7 protein-coding genes are annotated in these 17944 nt (G+C 66.4%); 3 read left to right on the top strand and 4 right to left on the bottom strand.

Going from position 1 to position 17944, the window contains the following annotated elements; genetic code table 11:
• Window positions 1-11: 11 nt before the first annotated feature.
• Window positions 12-1436: a cytochrome-c oxidase, cbb3-type subunit I gene (gene ccoN, locus NJ69_RS10605; RefSeq protein ID WP_039578819.1), complete on the bottom strand. Its 1425-nt coding sequence runs from the start codon at window positions 1434-1436 to the stop codon at window positions 12-14.
• Between the two features lie 49 nt (window positions 1437-1485).
• Here ccoN and NJ69_RS10600 point away from each other — a divergent pair, with 49 nt between their 5' ends.
• Window positions 1486-2205 (top strand): alpha/beta family hydrolase, encoded by a 720-nt coding sequence (locus tag NJ69_RS10600; RefSeq protein ID WP_039578817.1) that lies wholly within the window; start codon window positions 1486-1488, stop codon window positions 2203-2205.
• Between the two features lie 20 nt (window positions 2206-2225).
• Here the strand turns inward: NJ69_RS10600 and NJ69_RS10595 are convergent, their stop codons facing one another.
• Both NJ69_RS10595 and NJ69_RS10590 read right to left on the bottom strand, forming a co-directional pair.
• The gene (locus NJ69_RS10595; protein ID WP_029615045.1) at window positions 2226-2510 is read right to left on the bottom strand and encodes a pyrimidine/purine nucleoside phosphorylase; all 285 of its coding nucleotides are present in this window, start codon (window positions 2508-2510) and stop codon (window positions 2226-2228) included.
• Window positions 2511-2582: 72 nt separating this feature from the next.
• Window positions 2583-3134, bottom strand: a complete 552-nt coding sequence (locus NJ69_RS10590; RefSeq protein WP_039578814.1) for an exonuclease domain-containing protein — start codon at window positions 3132-3134, stop codon at window positions 2583-2585.
• Window positions 3135-3340: 206 nt separating this feature from the next.
• On the opposite strand from NJ69_RS10590, the gene NJ69_RS10585 reads away from it, so the two are divergent.
• Window positions 3341-4141 carry a substrate-binding periplasmic protein gene (locus NJ69_RS10585; RefSeq protein ID WP_039578811.1) on the top strand — a complete coding sequence of 267 codons (801 nt, stop codon included), beginning with the start codon at window positions 3341-3343 and terminating at the stop codon, window positions 4139-4141.
• Window positions 4142-4144: 3 nt separating this feature from the next.
• Here the strand turns inward: NJ69_RS10585 and NJ69_RS10580 are convergent, their stop codons facing one another.
• On the bottom strand, window positions 4145-4672 hold the full coding sequence (locus tag NJ69_RS10580; RefSeq protein WP_029615047.1) for an RNA polymerase factor sigma-70: 528 nt from the start codon (window positions 4670-4672) through the stop codon (window positions 4145-4147).
• Window positions 4673-4988: 316 nt separating this feature from the next.
• On the opposite strand from NJ69_RS10580, the gene NJ69_RS10575 reads away from it, so the two are divergent.
• Complete coding sequence (locus NJ69_RS10575; protein ID WP_039578807.1) at window positions 4989-17942, top strand: non-ribosomal peptide synthetase; 12954 nt, start codon at window positions 4989-4991, stop codon at window positions 17940-17942.
• The last annotated feature ends 2 nt before the right edge of the window (window positions 17943-17944 follow it).

Here is a 17944-nt window from a genome sequence, read left to right as displayed (position 1 = left end):
GGTGTCTCTCCTCAAGCCAGCTGGGCGTTCGCAGGGGCGACGTCAAGGGCTGGCGAACGCACGGTGCGCCAGGTGTTCCAGGCCATCAGGAGCATGCCGCTGAGGAAGATCGCACCGCCGACGAAGCGCACGATGAAGCCGGGGTGGCTGGCGACCAGGGTCTCGACGAACGAGTAGGTCAGCGTGCCGTCGCTGTTCACTGCGCGCCACATCAGGCCTTGGGCGATGCCGTTGACCCACATCGAGGCGATGTACAGCACGGTGCCGATGGTGGCCAGCCAGAAGTGCGCGTTGATCAGGCCCAGGCTGTACATCTGCTGCTTGCCGAACACCTTGGGGATGGTGTGGTACAACGCGCCGATGGAGATCATCGCCACCCAGCCCAGTGCGCCGGCGTGAACGTGACCAATGGTCCAGTCGGTGTAGTGGGAGAGGGCGTTGACGGTCTTGATCGCCATCATCGGGCCTTCGAAGGTGGACATGCCGTAGAACGCCAGCGACACCACCAGGAAGCGCAGGATCGGGTCGCTGCGCAGTTTGTGCCAGGCCCCGGAGAGGGTCATCATGCCGTTGATCATGCCGCCCCAGCTCGGTGCCAGCAGTACCAGGGACATGATCATGCCCAGCGACTGGGCCCAGTCGGGCAGGGCGGTGTAGTGCAGGTGGTGCGGGCCGGCCCAGATGTACAGGGTGATCAGCGCCCAGAAGTGGACGATCGACAGGCGATAGGAATACACCGGACGCTCGGCCTGCTTGGGCACGTAGTAGTACATCATCCCCAGGAAGCCGGCGGTGAGGAAGAAGCCGACGGCGTTGTGGCCGTACCACCACTGGACCATGGCGTCGGTGGCACCGGCGTAGACCGAGTAGGACTTGGTCAGGCTGACCGGCACTTCCAGGTTGTTGACGATGTGCAGGATCGCCACGGTGAGGATGAAGGCGCCGAAGAACCAGTTGCCCACGTAGATGTGCTTGGTGGTGCGCTTCATCAGCGTGCCGAAGAACACGATGGCGTAGCAGACCCAGACGATGGTGATCAGCACGTCGATCGGCCATTCCAGTTCGGCGTATTCCTTGGAACTGGTGTAGCCCAGTGGCAGGCTGATCGCCGCCAGCAGGATCACCAGTTGCCAGCCCCAGAAGGTGAAGGCCGCCAGCTTGGGCGCGAACAGCAGGGTCTGGCAGGTGCGTTGCACCGAGTAGTAGGAGGTGGCGAACAGCGCACAACCCCCGAAGGCGAAGATCACCGCGTTGGTGTGCAAGGGTCGCAGGCGGCCGAAGCTGGTCCACGGCAGGTCGAAGTTGAGGCTTGGCCAAACGAGTTGCGCGGCGATGAAGACGCCGAGCCCCATCCCGACGATGCCCCACACCACCGTCATGATGGCGAATTGGCGGACCACCTTGTAGTTATAGGCGGTACTGCTGGTTGTGTTCATGTATGGGTTCCCATCCACGGTTATAGGCAGGCTAAACAGCGAGGCAAGCATGAAAGATGGGCAATTTGCCTGTATTGATTCGGATCAATGGGCCCAAGTGGGAAATATCCCAGGCTTGCGCGTCGATCCCCCGCAAATTCGGGGGGATCAGACGTGTTCGTGGGGCTTGATCCTGGCCCATGGCGCCGGCGCGCCCATGGACAGCGCGTTCATGGAGTCGATGGCGCAAAGGCTGGCGGGGCTTGGCGTAGGCGTCATTCGCTTTGAATTTTCCTACATGGCCGAGCGGCGGATAAACGGCGGCAAGCGCCCACCCAATCCGCAGCCGGTGCTGCTCGAGGGTTGGCGTGAGGTGTACAGGCAGGTGCGACCATTGGTCACAGGACCGCTGGCGATTGGCGGCAAGTCCATGGGCGGGCGCATGGCCAGTCTGCTGGCCGACGAATTGGCTGCCGATGCGCTGGTCTGCCTGGGTTATCCGTTCTACGCCGTGGGCAAGCCGCACAAACCCAGGGTCGAGCACCTGGCGGCGTTGCGCACGCCGACGCTGATCGTTCAGGGCGAGCGTGATGCGTTGGGCAATCGTGAGGCGGTGGCGGGCTATGCGCTGTCAGCGGCGATCGAGCTGAGCTGGCTGGTGGCGGGTGACCATGACCTCAAGCCGCTGAAAGCGTCCGGGTTCAGTCATGAGCAGCATCTGCAGACGGCTGCCGAGCGGGTGGCGCAGTTCCTGGGCGAACGGCACCGGCCGCCGACGCTGCACCGGTAGGTGCAGCGGTTGCACTGCGATCAGTCGCGGTACTCGCACAGGTAGGCGGTGTCGACCTTGACCTGCAACTGGAACTTGCTGTCGGCGGGCACGTTGAACTGGGTGCCGGCGGCGAAGGTTTCCCAGGTGTCGCTGCCGGGCAGCTTGACGGTCAGCGCGCCGGACACCACGTGCATGATCTCGCGCTTGGCGGTGCCGAACTCGTATTCGCCCGGGGCCATCACGCCCACGGTGGCCGGACCTTCTTCGCCGCTGAAGGCGATCGACTTGACGGTGCCGTTGAAGTACTCGTTGACCTGGAACATGGGCCACTCCTGAACAGGGGCTGGAAAAAGGCTGGCCAGTATGCCCAAGCCCCGCGTGCCCGTCATCTGCTTTCAGGCGCCGCTGGCCGGCAGGCTCAAGGGCAGCAAACGTGCGGTGTTGCGTGCATCCTCCAGGGCCCGGTGCTGCTGCCCGGTGAACTGCAGTCCGGCCAGTTGCAGGGCGCTGTTCAGGCCGGTGGGTCGCTGCAAGTGACGGGCTTTGGCGAAGCGCTGCTTGAGGTTGATGTGCGGCACTTGGGCGAGCAGGCTGTCGAGTTGATGGTGCTGCCATTCCTGGAGCAATTGCAGACGGTCGTAGTCGCCCCAGCTAACCCAGGCCTGCAACTGCTGACGGTGATGACCCAGCCAGCGCTCGAACTGCGCCCAGACCTCGGCGAACGACGCGGCTGCATCGACGCTGGCCTGGTCGATATGCGTGAGCTGCCGGCAGAAGGGCGTCAGTTGTGGGCGCCGACGCGGTTTGACGAAGCGCTGGAAGTGATCCACCTCGCGCCCTTCGCGGGTGACCAGGCTCGCGCCGATCTCGATGATTTCCATGTCGGTGACCGGCCAGCCACCGTCGTCGGTGGTGGCTTCAAGATCGATGACCAGCCAGTGGCCCATACCCGGTTTCCTTGCTCAGCGCCTAGGGATCGCGACGTCTGCAGGGCGCTCCAGCGTCGCGGCCCCTAGAGCGTAGCCAATCCTCGACCCTTACGGCATCCCCTGGCAGATTGCCGCTACTTTGGCGCAAGCAGCGGTTGTGCCCTGATGGGAAAACGCCTAGCTTAGGCGTTTCCAAGTCAACACCCTGTGATCGAGCGTCTCCCGTGATTCCTCTGCCCGGCCTCAAGGCCCTGCCATCGCTGCTGATGCTCGCTGCACTGTGCATGGGCGGGGCGGCCCATGCCGCCGAGGTGACCGAAGTGCGCATCGGCGCAGCGCATTTCCCGCCTTACACGGTACGCCCGGAGCAGGGCGCCGACACCGGGCTGCTCCCGCAACTGGCCGAGGCACTCAACCAACTGCAGGCCGGTTACCGCTTCGTCCTGGTGCCGACTTCGATCCCACGGCGCTTCGGCGACTTCCAGCAAGGCCGCACCGACATGGCGATCTTCGAAAACCCGCAGTGGGGTTGGCAGCAGATCCCCCACAGCGCCGTGGACATGGGGCTGGAGGATGCCGAGGTGTTCGTTGCCCGTCGCCAGCCGGGACGCGACCAGCCGTATTTCGACGAACTGGCGGGCAAGCGGCTGGCGCTGTTCAGCGGCTATCACTATGCGTTCGCCGACTTCAATGCCGACCCGAATTACCTGAAGAAGGCTTATCAGGCCAATCTCACCTACTCCCACGACAGTAACCTGTCGATGGTCCAGCACGGTCGCGTCGACATTGCGCTGGTGACGCGCTCCTACCTGAGCGACTACCTCAAGCGCAATCCGGCCAAGGCCACCGAGTTGCTGGCTTCGCAACGTGTCGATCAGGTCTACCATCACTACGCGCTACTGCGCCCCGGTGCGCCGATCAGTGCCGAGGCGTTCGCACAACTGATGCAACGCCTGCGCGAGCGTGGCACCTTGGCTGCACTGTTCGATCCCTACCGCATCACCGTGCAGGCGCCGCGGCCTTGACGCTCAGCCCTGGCGGCTGTTCTTGCGGCAATGGATCAGGGCATCGCGGATCATGAAGTTGACCAGCGTCGGCGAGACCCCGAGTTCCTTGGCGATGTCCTTCTGCGGCACGCCGTGCAGGCGGTACATCTCGAAGGCGTAGCGGGTGCGCTTGGGCAGTTCGTTGAGCGACTCGGCGATGTGCTCCAGGGTGGCCAGGTTGATGTGGGTGGCCTCTGGCGAAGCATTCTGGATCACCACGTTCAGACCCTCTTCCTCGCTGCCCGAGTACCTGAGCTCCATGGCCTGCTTGCGATAGTGGTCGATGGCCAGGTTGCGCACGATCTGGAACAGATAGCTGAGCTGGGCCTTGAACGACGACGTGATCTGCGGCGCGGAACCGAGCCGGAAGAAGGCGTCCTGCACCACATCCTCGGCGCGCGAGCGGCACCCGGTGATGCGGGCGGCGATCTTCACGAGGATGCTGCGGTTGTCGACGAAGGCCTGGAGCAGTGGTGAATCGCACTTACTTGTGGATAGTTGTTCCGCCATGGAAATCACCTTGTCTCTAAAGGAAAAGGGTGCACAACGTGAAAGCGTGCTCCCTGCAACGTGCGACAAACTATTCGTAATGATAATGATTGTCAAATACAGAAGTGAGTGAGTCTCTATTCGCTCTCGATCTAAGCTGAATTGCGCACGTGACCGCTCTGTGAAGGTGGCTTGAACACCTTGCGACGTTTCTAATTATTTCCACTGCCCATCCGTTCCCCTGTGTACATCCAGCCGCCGCCTGCCGCCGCCCGTCGTGCCCCCAGCACCGGGCCCGGCCCGGCTCGCCCCACCCAGACACTGGCAGGAACATTCCATGACGGACGCCTTCGAACTCCCGCTCACGCTGGTCCAGGCCCTGGCGCAACGCGCTGCGGCCACCCCGGACCGGATCGCCCTGCGCTTTCTCGCCGACGATCCGAGCGACCAGGCGGTGCTCAGCTACCGTGAGCTGGACCTGCGGGCACGCACCATCGCGGCGGCGCTGCAGGCCCGCGCGAGCCTGGGCGACCGGGCGATCCTGCTGTTCCCCAGCGGCCCGGACTACGTCGCGGCGTTCTTCGGATGCCTGTACGCCGGGGTGATCGCCGTGCCGGCCTATCCGCCGGAGTCCTCGCGCCAGCATCATCAGCAGCGCCTGCTGTCGATCATCGACGACGCCCAGCCGCGCCTGTTGCTGACCGTGCAGAGCCTGTACGACAGCCTGCGCGGGCTCGAGGCATTGTCCGCGCAGGATGCCCCGGCGCTGCTGGCGGTCGACACGCTCGCGGCGGACCTCGCCGCCACCTGGCAGGCGCCGACGTTGTCCAGCGACGATATCGCCTTCCTCCAGTACACCTCCGGCTCCACCGCGTTGCCCAAGGGCGTGCAGGTCAGCCATGGCAACCTGGTTGCCAACGAACAACTGATCCGCCACGGCTTCGGCATCGACCTCAACCCCGATGACGTGATCGTCAGTTGGTTGCCGCTGTACCACGACATGGGCCTGATCGGCGGTCTGCTGCAGCCGATCTTCAGTGGTGTGCCCTGTGTGCTGATGTCGCCCGGCTACTTCCTGGCCCGGCCGCTGCGCTGGTTGCAGGCGATCAGCGACTACGGCGGCACCATCAGCGGCGGCCCCGACTTCGCCTATCGCCTGTGCTGCGAGCGGGTCAGCGAAGCCGCCTTGGCCGGGCTCGACCTCAGTCGCTGGCGGGTGGCCTACTCCGGTTCCGAGCCGATTCGCCAGGACAGCCTCGAAACCTTCGCCGATAAATTCGCCGCCTGCGGTTTCCAGCCGAGCAGTTTCTTCGCCAGCTACGGGCTGGCCGAGGCGACCCTGTTCGTCAGTGGCAGCCGACGCGGTCAGGGCATCGCGGCATTGGAGCTGGATGCCGACGCCTTCGCCGCCCACCGCGCCGAACCGGGCACAGGCAGCGTGCTGATGAGCTGCGGTTACCCGCAGCCAGGTCATGCCGTGCGTATCGTCGAGCCGCAGCAACTGACCCTCCTGGACGACGGCCAGGTGGGCGAAATCTGGGCGACGGGCCCGAGCATCGCCCAGGGCTACTGGCGCAACCCCGAGGCCAGCGCGCGCACCTTCGTCGAGCAGGATGGCCAGACCTGGCTGCGCACCGGTGACCTGGGTTTCATGCGCGCCGGCGAGCTGTTCGTCAGCGGACGCCTGAAGGACATGCTGATCGTGCGCGGTCAGAACCTCTATCCGCAGGACCTGGAGAAAACCCTCGAAACAGCCGTCGAGGGACTGCGCAAAGGCCGGGTGGCGGTGTTCGCGGTGGACGACAACGGCGAGGAAGCCATCGGCGTAGCGGTAGAGATCAGCCGCAACGTGCAGAAGGCCCTGGCGCCTGAGGTGTTGATCAAGACCCTGCGCCAGGTGGTCGCCGACGCCTGCCGTCAGGCGCCGGCCGTGGTGTTGCTGCTCAACCCGGGCGCGCTGCCCAAGACCTCCAGCGGCAAGTTGCAGCGTTCGGCGTGCCGTCAGCGCCTGCACGACGGCAGCCTGGATTGCTACGCCCGCTTCCCGGACACGCCGACTGCGAGCACACCAGCAGCGACCCTCGACACCCTACACGCCCGCATCGCTGAGGTGTGGCGCGAACAGTTGGGCGTCGAGTCGGTCGCGGCGGATGATCATTTCCTGCTGCTGGGCGGCAACTCCATCGCGGCCACCCAGGTCACGGCGCGGCTGTCCGAGGAACTGGGCGTGACGCTGAGTCTGCGGACCCTGTTCGAAGCCCCGTTGCTGGCTGACTACAGCGCAACGGTGGCGGCGCTGCTGGCGTCCGGCGAGCAGGGCAGCGGCGCCATTGCCGCCCTCGACCGCGCCCAGCCCCTGCCGCAGTCGCTGGCGCAGAACCGCTTGTGGTTGCTGTGGCAACTGGCGCCCGAGTCGGCGGCCTACAACATCCCGGCCGGGCTGCGCCTGCGTGGCGAGCTGGATCCGGCTGCCGTGCAGGCGAGCTTCCAGGCGCTGGTCAACCGTCACGAAGCACTGCGCACGCGCTTCAGCGAAGTCGATGGCCAGGCGTTGCAGCAGGTGCAGCCACAGGTCGAGTTCAGCCTGCAGCATCTGGACTGTGAAGGGCTGCCGGCCAGTGAAGTGGCCAGCCGTCGGGAGCACGAGGCCGTTCAGCCCTTCGACCTGGGTCGAGGCCCGCTGCTGCGGGTGACCCTGGTGCGCCTGGCCGACGACGAGCATCAGCTCTGGGTAACCTTGCACCACATCGTCGCCGATGGCTGGTCGTTGAATATCCTGCTCGACGAGTTCGCCCGCCTGTACGCGGGTCACTGCCAGGGTCAACCCGTGCACCTGGCGCCCTTGCCCCTGGGTTATGCCGACTACGGCACCTGGCAGCGCCAGTGGCTGGCGCAAGGCGAGGGCGCACGTCAGTTGCAGTTCTGGACCGAGCAGTTGGGCGAACAGCCGCCGGTGCTCGACCTGTGCACCGACCATCCCCGCTCGGCGCAACGTGAACAGCGTGCCGCGCGCTTGAATGTGAAGGTGCCCAATGCGCTGGCCCAGGCGCTCGAAGGCCTGGGGCGCGATCATCAGGCGAGCCTGTTCATGGTGCTGCTGGCCGGCTGGCAGGCGCTGCTGCAGCGCTACACCGGGCAAACCGACATCCGCGTCGGAGTGCCCAATGCCAACCGTCCACGCCTGGATACCCAGGGCCTGGTCGGCTTCTTCATCAACACCCAGGTGCTGCGCGCCGAGCTCGATGGGCGCACCGCATTCGACCAGTTGCTGGCGCAGGTCCGCACCCGCACCCTCGATGCCCAGGCCAATCAGGATCTGCCGTTCGAGCAACTGCTCGAAGCATTGCCTCAGGCCCGCGAGCAGGGCCTGTTCCAGGTCATGTTCAATCACCAGCAGCGCGATCTGTCGGCCCTGCGTCGTCTGCCTGGCCTGCTCGCCGATGAGTTGCCCTGGCACAGCCGCGAGGCCAAGTTCGACCTGCAGTTGCACAGCGAACAGGACCACCAAGGCCGCCTGTCGCTGGCCTTCGACTACGCTGCCGAGCTGTTCGACGCGAGTACCGTCGAGCGTCTGGCGCAGCACCTGCTGGCGCTGCTGGAACAGGTGTGTGCCCAGCCAAGCCTGCCCATCGGCGAGGTGCGTCTGCTCGACGAGGCCGCCAACGCCCAACTGCTCGCCTGGGGGCAGGCGCCGTGCCAAGCGCCGGCTGCTCTGTTGGTCGAACGACTCAACGAACAGGCCCGCCTGACCCCCGAGCGCATTGCCCTGGTCTGGGAGGGCGGTGAACTGGACTACGCCAGCCTGCACCAGCAGGCCAACCGCCTGGCCCATTACCTGCGCGACAAAGGCGTCGGCCCCGACACCTGCGTGGCCATCGCTGTGGAGCGCTCGCCGCAGTTGCTGATCGGTCTGCTGGCGATCCTCAAGGCTGGCGGTGCCTACGTACCGCTTGACGTCGATTACCCGGCCGAACGCCTGGCCTACATGCTGGCCGATTGCGGCGCGAGTCTGCTGCTGAGCCAGAGTCATCTGCGCGAACGCCTGCCGCAGGTGGACGGCGTCAGCACCATCGCCCTGGACCAGTTGCACCTGGACAACTGGCCGAACCAGGCGCCGGGTCTGCACCTGGAAGGCGAGCATCTGGCCTACGTCATCTATACCTCCGGTTCCACCGGTCGCCCCAAGGGTGTGGGCAATACCCATGCAGCGCTGGCCGAACGGCTGGGCTGGATGCAGGCCACCTACGCCCTCGATGCCAGCGATGTGCTGATGCAGAAGGCGCCGATCAGTTTCGACGTGTCGGTGTGGGAATGCTTCTGGCCGCTGGTCACGGGCTGCCGTCTGGTGCTGGCCGGCCCCGGCGAGCACCGCGACCCTCGCCGTATCGCCGAGCTGGTGCAGCAGCATGGGGTGACCACGCTGCACTTCGTGCCGCCGCTGTTGCAGGTGTTCGTTCAGGAACCTCTGGCGGCCGGCTGCACCTCTCTGCGCCGGTTGTTCTCCGGGGGCGAGGCATTGCCCGCCAGCCTGCGTGACCGTGCCCTGGCGCTGTTGCCACAGGTGCAGGTGCATAACCGCTATGGGCCGACCGAGACCGCCATCAACGTCACTCACTGGCACAGTCGGCGCGAAGACGGCGAGCGCTCACCCATCGGTCGGCCGTTGGGCAATGTGCTGTGCCGGGTGCTGGACGATCAGTTCGAGCCGACCGCCCTCGGCGTGCCGGGCGAGTTGTGCCTGGGCGGCGCAGGCCTGGCCCGCGGCTACCTGGGCCGTCCAGGGCTGACCGCCGAGCGCTTCGTGCCCCAACCCGATGGCGATGGCCAGCGCCTGTACCGCAGCGGCGACCGCGCCCGCTGGCGGCTGGACAGTGGCGCGCTGGACTACCTCGGACGCCTCGATCAGCAGGTGAAGGTACGCGGGTTCCGCGTCGAGCCTGAGGAGGTGCAGGCACGGTTGCTGGCCCAGACCGGCGTGGATCAGGCGCTGGTGTTGATTCAGCAGGATGCCGTCGGCGCGCAACTGATCGGTTACTACAGTGGTGTCGAATGCAGTGACGCGCTGCTGGCCCACCTGAGTCAGCACCTGCCGGCGTACATGGTGCCGGCCCAATTGATCCACCTGGCGCAGATGCCGCTGGGGCCGAGCGGCAAGATCGACCGGCGGGCCCTGCCGGCGCCGGTCTGGCAGCAGCACGCGCACGTCGAGCCGCACAGCGCACTGCAACGGCAAGTGGCGGCGGTCTGGCGCGAAGTGCTGAACCTGCCGCAGGTCGGTCTGCAGGACGACTTTTTCGCCCTCGGCGGCCATTCGCTGCTGGCCACCCAGATCGTCTCGCGCTGCCGCCAAGCCTGCGATGTCGAGCTGCCGCTCAAGAGCCTGTTCGAGGCCAGCGAGCTGGGTGCGTTCTGCGCCGAGATCGCGCGCATCCAGGCCGCAGGCGGACGCAACCTGCAGGGGCCGATCGCCCGTGTCGATCGCCGCCAGGCCGTGCCGCTGTCGTACTCCCAGCAGCGCATGTGGTTCCTCTGGCAGATGGAGCCGGACAGCCCCGCGTACAACGTCGGCGGCATGGCGCGCCTGCGCGGAGCCTTGCATGTGGACGCCTTCGAGCGGGCCTTGCAGGCGCTGGTCGCGCGTCACGAAACCCTGCGCACCACCTTCCCCAGCATCGACGGCAAGCCTTACCAGTGCGTGGCCGATGACGCCGGCCTGCGCCTGCAGTGGCAGGACTTCAGCGCGCTGCCGGCGAACAGTCGTCAACCGCGCTTGCAGCGACTGGCCGACGAGCAGGCGCACCAGCCCTTCGATCTGGAGCGTGGCCCGCTGCTGCGAGCGTGCCTGGTCAAGACCGAGGCGCGCGAGCACTACTTCGTCCTGACCCTGCACCATATCGTCACCGAGGGCTGGGCGATGGACATCTTCGCCCGCGAACTGGGTGAGCTCTACGAAGCCTTCGTCGACGAGCGCGAATCGCCCCTGGCGCCGCTACCGGTGCAGTACCTGGACTACAGCCTGTGGCAGCGGCAGTGGCTGGACGCCGGTGAGGGCGCGCGTCAGTTGGCCTATTGGAAAGACCGTCTGGGCGACGAGCACCCCGTGCTGGCGCTGCCCGCCGATCGTCCGCGGCCGGCGGTGCAAAGTCATCGCGGCGGGCTGTACCGCTTCGACCTCGACCCGGCACTGGTCGAGCGGGTGCATGCCTTCAACAGCCAGCGCGGGCTGACGATGTTCATGACCATGACGGCGACCCTGGCCGTGTTGCTGCACCGCTACAGCGGTCAGCGCGACCTGCGCATCGGCGCGCCGGTGGCCAACCGTATCCGCCCGGAAAGCGAAGGGCTGATCGGCGCCTTCCTCAACACCCAGGTGCTGCGTTGCGAGCTGGACGGGCAGATGAGCGCTGCCGAACTGCTCGACCAGGTGCGCCAGACTGTCATCGACGGCCAGTCGCACCAGGACTTGCCGTTCGACCAGTTGGTCGAAGCCCTGCAGCCGCCGCGCAGCAGCGCCTACAACCCGCTGTTCCAGGTGATGTGCAACGTCCAGCGCTGGGCCTTCCAGCAAAGCCGCAGCCTGGCCGGCATGCAGGTGGACTATCTGGTCAACGATGCCAGCGCCACCAAGTTCGACCTGTACCTGGAAGTCACCGACCTGGACGGTCGTCTGGGCTGCTGCTTCACCTACAGCCATGACCTGTTCGACCAACCACGCATCGCGCGCATGGCCGAGCACTTGCAGCACTTGTTGAGCGGGCTGCTCGACGATGACCGGCAGCGCCTGTGTCAGTTGCCGATGCTGACGGACGCCGAGCAGCAGGTGCTGATCGGTCAGTTGCAAGGCGAGCAGGACTTCGACCTCGACCAAACGCTGCATGGCTTGTTCGCCGCCCAGGTCGCGCGTGCGCCCCAGGCGTTGGCGCTGACCTTCGCCGGTCGGCACCTGAGCTATGCCGAGCTCGACCAGCAGGCCAACCGCCTGGCGCGGGCCTTGCGTGAGCGTGGGGTGGGGCCGCAGGTGCGCGTCGGCCTGGCGCTGGAGCGCTCGCTGGAGATGGTGGTGGGGCTGCTGGCGATTCTCAAGGCCGGTGGCGCCTATGTGCCGCTGGACCCGGAATACCCCCTCGAGCGCTTGCACTACATGATCCAGGACAGTCGCCTGGGCCTGCTGATCGCCTCGCGCGACTTGCTCCTTACCCTCGGCAAGCTGCCCGAAGGCGTGGTCACCTGGAGCCTGGAAGACGATGCGGCGTCGCTGTCCGCCCACAGCGACGCTGCGCTGGACAACCTCAACCTGGCGCAGCACTCGGCCTACCTGATCTACACCTCGGGCTCCACCGGCCAGCCCAAGGGCGTGGTGGTCAGCCACGGCGAGATCGCCATGCACTGCCAGGCGGTGATCGCCGACTTCGGCATGCGCAGCGACGACTGCGAGTTGCACTTCTATTCGATCAACTTCGACGCGGCCACCGAGCGCCTGCTGACGCCGCTGTTGTGCGGCGCCCGGGTGGTGCTGCGTGCACAAGGGCAGTGGGGCGCCGAGGAGATCTGCGAACTGGCGCGCGAGCAGCGGGTGAGCATTCTGGGCTTCACCCCGAGCTATGGCAGCCAACTGGCGCAGTTCCTCGCCAGCCGTGGCGAGGCGCTACCGGTGCGGCTGGTGATCACCGGTGGCGAGGCGCTGACCGGCGAGCACCTGCAGCGTATTCGCCAGGCCTTCGTGCCGCAGCAGGTGTTCAATGCCTATGGCCCCACCGAGACGGTCGTCATGCCGCTGGCTTGCCTGGCGCCGCAGACAGTGCCCAGCGATGCCGGCAGCGTGCCGATCGGTCGTGTGGTCGGTGCGCGTACCGGGTATATCCTCGACGAAGACCTGGCGCTGTTGCCCCAAGGCGGTATCGGCGAGTTGTACATCGGCGGCGCCGGGCTTGCCCAGGGCTACCACGACCGTGCGGGGCTCACGGCCGAGCGTTTCGTGGCCGACCCGTTCAGCCATCACGGTGGACGCCTGTATCGCACCGGCGATCTGGTGCGCCTGGGCGCCGACGGCCTGGTGGAGTACATCGGTCGCGCCGACCAGCAGGTGAAGATCCGCGGTTTCCGCATCGAGTTGGGCGAGATCGAAAGCTGCCTGCAAAGTCATCCCGACGTCGAGCAGGCGGTTGTCCTGGCCCTCGACCTGCCCGGTGGCAAGCAGTTGGTCGGCTACCTGGTCTGCCCGCAGGCCACGGCGGGCAGTGAAGCCCAGGCGCACCTGCGCGAAACCGTGAAGGTGCAGGCTCGCCAGCACCTGCCGGACTACATGGTGCCCGCGCACCTGGTGCTGCTGGAGCGCCTGCCGCTGATGGGCAACGGCAAGCTCGACCGTCGCGCGCTGCCGGCGCCTGACCTGGAACAGGCCGGGCAGCATTACCTGGCGCCGACCACCGCGCGGCAAGTGCAATTGGCACAGGTCTGGCGCGAGGTGTTGAACGTCTCCCGCGTCGGTGTGCAGGACAACTTCTTCGAGCTGGGCGGCGATTCGATCCTGTCGATCCAGGTGGTCAGCCGCGCCCGCCAATTGGGCTTGCAATTCACTCCGCGCGACCTGTTCCAGCACCAGACCATCCTGGCCCTGGCCGAGGTCGTCACCGAGGGCACGGCGCCGACCCAGGTGGAGCAGGGCGCTCGCCAGGGCCGTATTGGCCTGACCCCGATCCAGCACTGGTTCTTCGACAGCGACGTGCCGCAACCGCAGCACTGGAACCAGGCGCTGCTGCTCGAAGTGCGCCAGCCGTTGCAGGCCGAGCGTCTCGAAGCGGCGCTGGCCGCGCTGGTGCAGCACCACGACAGCCTGCGCCTGCGCTTCACCCAAGCGCAGGGGCAATGGCAGGGCGAGTACGCCGCTGCCAGCACTGAACCGCTGCTGTGGACGGCAACAGTAGCCGATTTCGCCGATTGCCAGGCGCTGTACGACGACGCCCAGCGCAGCCTGGACCTGACCGCAGGGCCGCTGCTGCGCGGTCTGCTGCTCACCGATGACGCCGGACAGCAACGGCTGCTGCTGGCGATCCACCACCTGGTGGTCGATGGTGTGTCCTGGCGTGTGCTGCTCGAAGACCTGCAGACGCTGTACCGGGGTCACCGTGTGCCGGCCAAGACCCATGCGCCGGGCGACTGGGCTGCCCGTCTGAGCCATTACGCCGGCAGCGATTCGCTGCGTGACGAGCTGGACTGGTGGGACGCCCAGTTGAGCGGCGTGGTGCGCGAACTGCCGTGCGATCACCCACAGGGCGGCAACCTGCACCGACATGCCCGTACCCTGGCGATCGCCCTGGACCGCGAGCAGACCCGCCAACTGCTTCAACAGGCGCCTGCGGCCTACCGCACGCAGGTCAATGACCTGCTGCTCACCGCGCTGGCGCGCACCCTGTGCCGCTGGAGCGGCGAAGCGCACGCGCTGGTGCAACTCGAAGGCCATGGCCGCGAGGGCCTGTTCGAAGACATCGACCTGACCCGCAGTGTCGGCTGGTTCACCAATGCCTATCCGCTGAGCCTGAGCCCGGTGGTCGGCGATGACGACAGCGCTCGCGCTGCCTCGATCAAGGCGATCAAGGAGCAACTGCGCCAGGTGCCGCACAAGGGGCTGGGCTTCGGCGTGCTGCGCTACCTGGCCGATGCACCGCTGCGCGAACGCATGGCTGCACTGCCGCAGGCGCGCATTACCTTCAACTACCTGGGGCAGTTCGACCAGCAGTTCGATGACGCCGCACTGTTCCAGCCGCTGGACGCGCCCGCCGGCTTGGCCCATGACCTGGAGGCACCACTGCCGAACTGGCTGAGTGTCGACGGCCAGGTCTATGGCGGCGCCTTGCAGTTGCGCTGGACCTTCAGCCGCGAACGCTACGACGAGGCCAGCATCGCCGCGCTGGCCGAGGCCTACCGTGAGGAACTGCTGGCGCTGGTCGAGCATTGCCTGGTCGAAGGCCATGGCAGCTTCACGCCGTCGGACTTCCCATTGGCTCGCCTGACCCAGGAACAGATCGACGCGCTGCCGGTGCCTGCCGCGGACATCGAAGATGTCTATCCGCTGACGCCCATGCAGGAGGGGCTGCTGTTGCACACCTTGCTCGAACCGGGCACTGGCATTTACTACATGCAGGATCGCTACCGCATCAACAGCGAGCTGGACCCGGCGCGTTTCGCCCAGGCCTGGCAGGCCGTGGTCGCACGGCACGAGGCGCTGCGCGCGTCGTTCAGCTGGAACGCCGGTGAAGCGATGCTGCAGATCATCCACAAACCCGGCAACACGCCACTGGACTACCAGGACTGGCGCGACCTGGACGACGCCGCCCAGGAAGCGCGCCTGCAAGCCCTGCACCAGCAGGAACGCGAAGCGGGTTTCGAGTTGCTGCGCGAGGCGCCGTTCCATCTGCGCCTGGTGCGGGTTGCCGACGCGCGCTATTGGTTCATGATGAGCAACCACCACATCCTCATCGATGCCTGGTGCCGCTCGCTGCTGATGAACGACTTCTTCGAGCTCTACCAGGCGCTTGGTGAAGGCCGTACGGCGCAGTTACCGGTGCCGCCGCGCTACCGCGACTACATCGGCTGGCTGCAGCGTCAGGACCTGGACGAGGCGCGTCGCTGGTGGCAGGCCAACCTGGCCGGTTTCGAGCGGGCCACGGCCATCCCCAGCGACCGTCCGCTGCGCCATGACCACGCCGGTGACGGCATGCTCGTCGGTGATTGCTACACCCGCCTGCAGGCCAGTGAAGGAGCGCGTCTGCGCGAACTGGCCCAGGCCCACCAGTTGACCGTCAACACCTTCGCTCAGGCCGCCTGGGCGCTGGTGCTGGCGCGCTACAGCGGTGAGCGCGACGTGCTGTTCGGGGTGACCGTGGCCGGTCGTCCGGTGAGCTTGCCGCAGATGCAGCGCACGGTCGGGCTGTTCATCAACAGCATCGCCTTGCGCGTGCAGTTGCCCGCTGCCGGCGAGCGCCTGAGCGTGCGCCAGTGGCTGCAAGGGCTGCTCGAACGCAACATGCAACTGCGCGAATACGAGTACTTGCCGTTGGTTGCCATCCAGGAGTGCAGTGCGCTGCCCAAGGGCCAGCCGCTGTTCGACAGCCTGTTCGTGTTCGAGAACGCGCCGGTCGAGACCGCCGTACTCGATCATGCCCAGCACTTCAATGCCAGTTCCGATTCCGGTCGCACCCACACCAACTTCCCGCTGACGGCGGTGTGCTATCCGGGCGACGACCTGGGGCTGCACCTGTCGTTCGACCAGCGTTACTTCGATCACGCCACCGTCGAGCGCCTGCTGGCCGAGTTCAAGCGGCTGCTGCTGGCGCTGGTCGAGGGCTTCGATGGTCAGATGGAGGCCTTGCCGCTGCTCGGCGCCGAAGAACAGCGCTTCCTGCTCGAGGACTGCAACCGTACCGAGCATGCCTACACGCTGGAGCAGAGCTATGTGGCGCTGTTCGAGGCGCGGGTGGCGGCGCATCCGCAGCGCACGGTCGCGCGCTGCCTGGAAGCGTCCTACGACTATGCTGGGCTGAATCTGGCAGCCAACCGCCTGGGGCACGCGCTTCAGGCGATTGGCGTGGGCATCGATCAGCCGGTCGCGCTGCTGGCCGAACGCGGCTTGCCGCTGCTGGGGATGATCGTTGGCAGCTTCAAGGCCGGGGCCGGTTACCTGCCGCTGGATCCGGGCCTGCCGTCGGTCCGCTTGCAGCGCATCGTCGAACTGAGCCGCACGCCGGTGCTGGTGTGCAGCGCCGCCTGCGCCGAGCAGGCGCGCCAGTTGCTCGATGAACTGGGCAGCGTGACGCGACCACAGCTGCTGGTGTGGGAAGAGGTCCAGGCCGGTCAGGTGGCCAGTCACGATCCAGGTCTCTACAGCGGACCGGACAACCTCGCCTACGTCATTTACACCTCCGGCTCCACCGGCATGCCCAAGGGGGTGATGGTCGAGCAGCGCGGCATGCTCAACAACCAACTGAGCAAGGTGCCTTGCCTGGCCCTGGACGAGCACGACGTGATCGCGCAGACCGCGTCGCAGAGCTTCGACATCTCGGTATGGCAGTTCCTCGCCGCGCCGCTGTTCGGCGCCTGCGTCGAGATCGTGCCCAATGCCATCGCCCACGACCCGCAAGGTTTGCTGGCGCACGTGCAGTCACGCGGCATCACCGTGTTGGAAAGTGTGCCGTCGCTGATCCAGGGCATGCTGGCCAACGATCATCAAGCGCTGGATGGCCTGCGCTGGATGCTGCCTACGGGCGAAGCGATGCCGCCGGAGCTGGCAGCGCAGTGGCTGGCGCGGTATCCAGGGATCGGTCTGGTCAACGCTTACGGTCCGGCAGAGTGCTCGGACGATGTGGCGTTCTTCCGCGTCGATGTCGAATCGACCCGCGGCAGCTACCTGCCCATCGGCACGCCGACCGACAACAACCGCCTGTACCTCTATGGTGAGGAGCAGACCCTGGTAGCGCTGGGTGCGGTGGGCGAGCTGTGCGTGGCCGGCACGGGGGTCGGTCGTGGCTATGTCGGCGATCCGGCCCGCACGGCCTTGGCCTTCATCCCGCACCCACACGGCGCGCCGGGCGAACGCCTGTATCGCACCGGCGACCTGGCACGGCGGCGCGCCGATGGCGTGCTCGAATATGTCGGACGCATCGATCATCAAGTGAAGATTCGCGGCTACCGCATCGAACTGGGTGAGATCGAAGCACGTCTGCACGAGCAACCTGAACTGCGCGACGTCGCGGTCGGCGTGCAGGAGGGTGTCAACGGCAAGCATCTGGTGGGCTACCTGGTGGCGCATCAGGGCGTGTCGACCGATACCGCGCTGCTCGACCAGCTCAAGCAGCGCCTGCGCGCCGAACTGCCCGAGTACATGGTGCCGCTGCACTGGGGCTGGTTCGACAGCCTGCCGCACAACGCCAACGGCAAGCTCGACCGCAAGGCGCTGCCGGCCATCGAGATCGGTGGTCAGCACCAGCAAGACTATCTGGCGCCGCGAAATGAGCTGGAGCAGACCTTGGCCGACATCTGGGTCGAAGTGCTCAAGGTCGAGCGGGTCGGGGTACAGGACAATTTCTTCGAGCTGGGCGGGCACTCGCTGCTGGCCACGCAGATCGCCTCGCGGGTGCAGAAGCGTCTGCAACTCAACGTGCCGCTGCGGGCGATGTTCGAGTGCAGCACGGTGGAGGCATTGGCGCAGTACGTCGAAGGGGTGCGCGACAGTGCGCTGGATGAGGCCAAGGTGGATCGATTGAGTGATTTGATGGCGATGTTGGAGGGGGCGTGAGG

The organism is Pseudomonas parafulva (assembly GCF_000800255.1).
Lineage (GTDB): Bacteria > Pseudomonadota > Gammaproteobacteria > Pseudomonadales > Pseudomonadaceae > Aquipseudomonas > Aquipseudomonas boreofloridensis.
Note: the sequence above shows the minus strand (reverse complement) of the source record. Positions and strands in the feature narration are given on the sequence as shown.

Coding starts and splice junctions, on each gene's coding strand:
- ccoN (WP_039578819.1), bottom strand. CDS start 1,436: ATGAACACAACCAGCAGTACCGCCTATAACTACAAGGTGGTCCGCCAA.
- NJ69_RS10600 (WP_039578817.1), top strand. CDS start 1,486: ATGAAAGATGGGCAATTTGCCTGTATTGATTCGGATCAATGGGCCCAA.
- NJ69_RS10595 (WP_029615045.1), bottom strand. CDS start 2,510: ATGTTCCAGGTCAACGAGTACTTCAACGGCACCGTCAAGTCGATCGCC.
- NJ69_RS10590 (WP_039578814.1), bottom strand. CDS start 3,134: ATGGGCCACTGGCTGGTCATCGATCTTGAAGCCACCACCGACGACGGT.
- NJ69_RS10580 (WP_029615047.1), bottom strand. CDS start 4,672: ATGGCGGAACAACTATCCACAAGTAAGTGCGATTCACCACTGCTCCAG.
- NJ69_RS10575 (WP_039578807.1), top strand. CDS start 4,989: ATGACGGACGCCTTCGAACTCCCGCTCACGCTGGTCCAGGCCCTGGCG.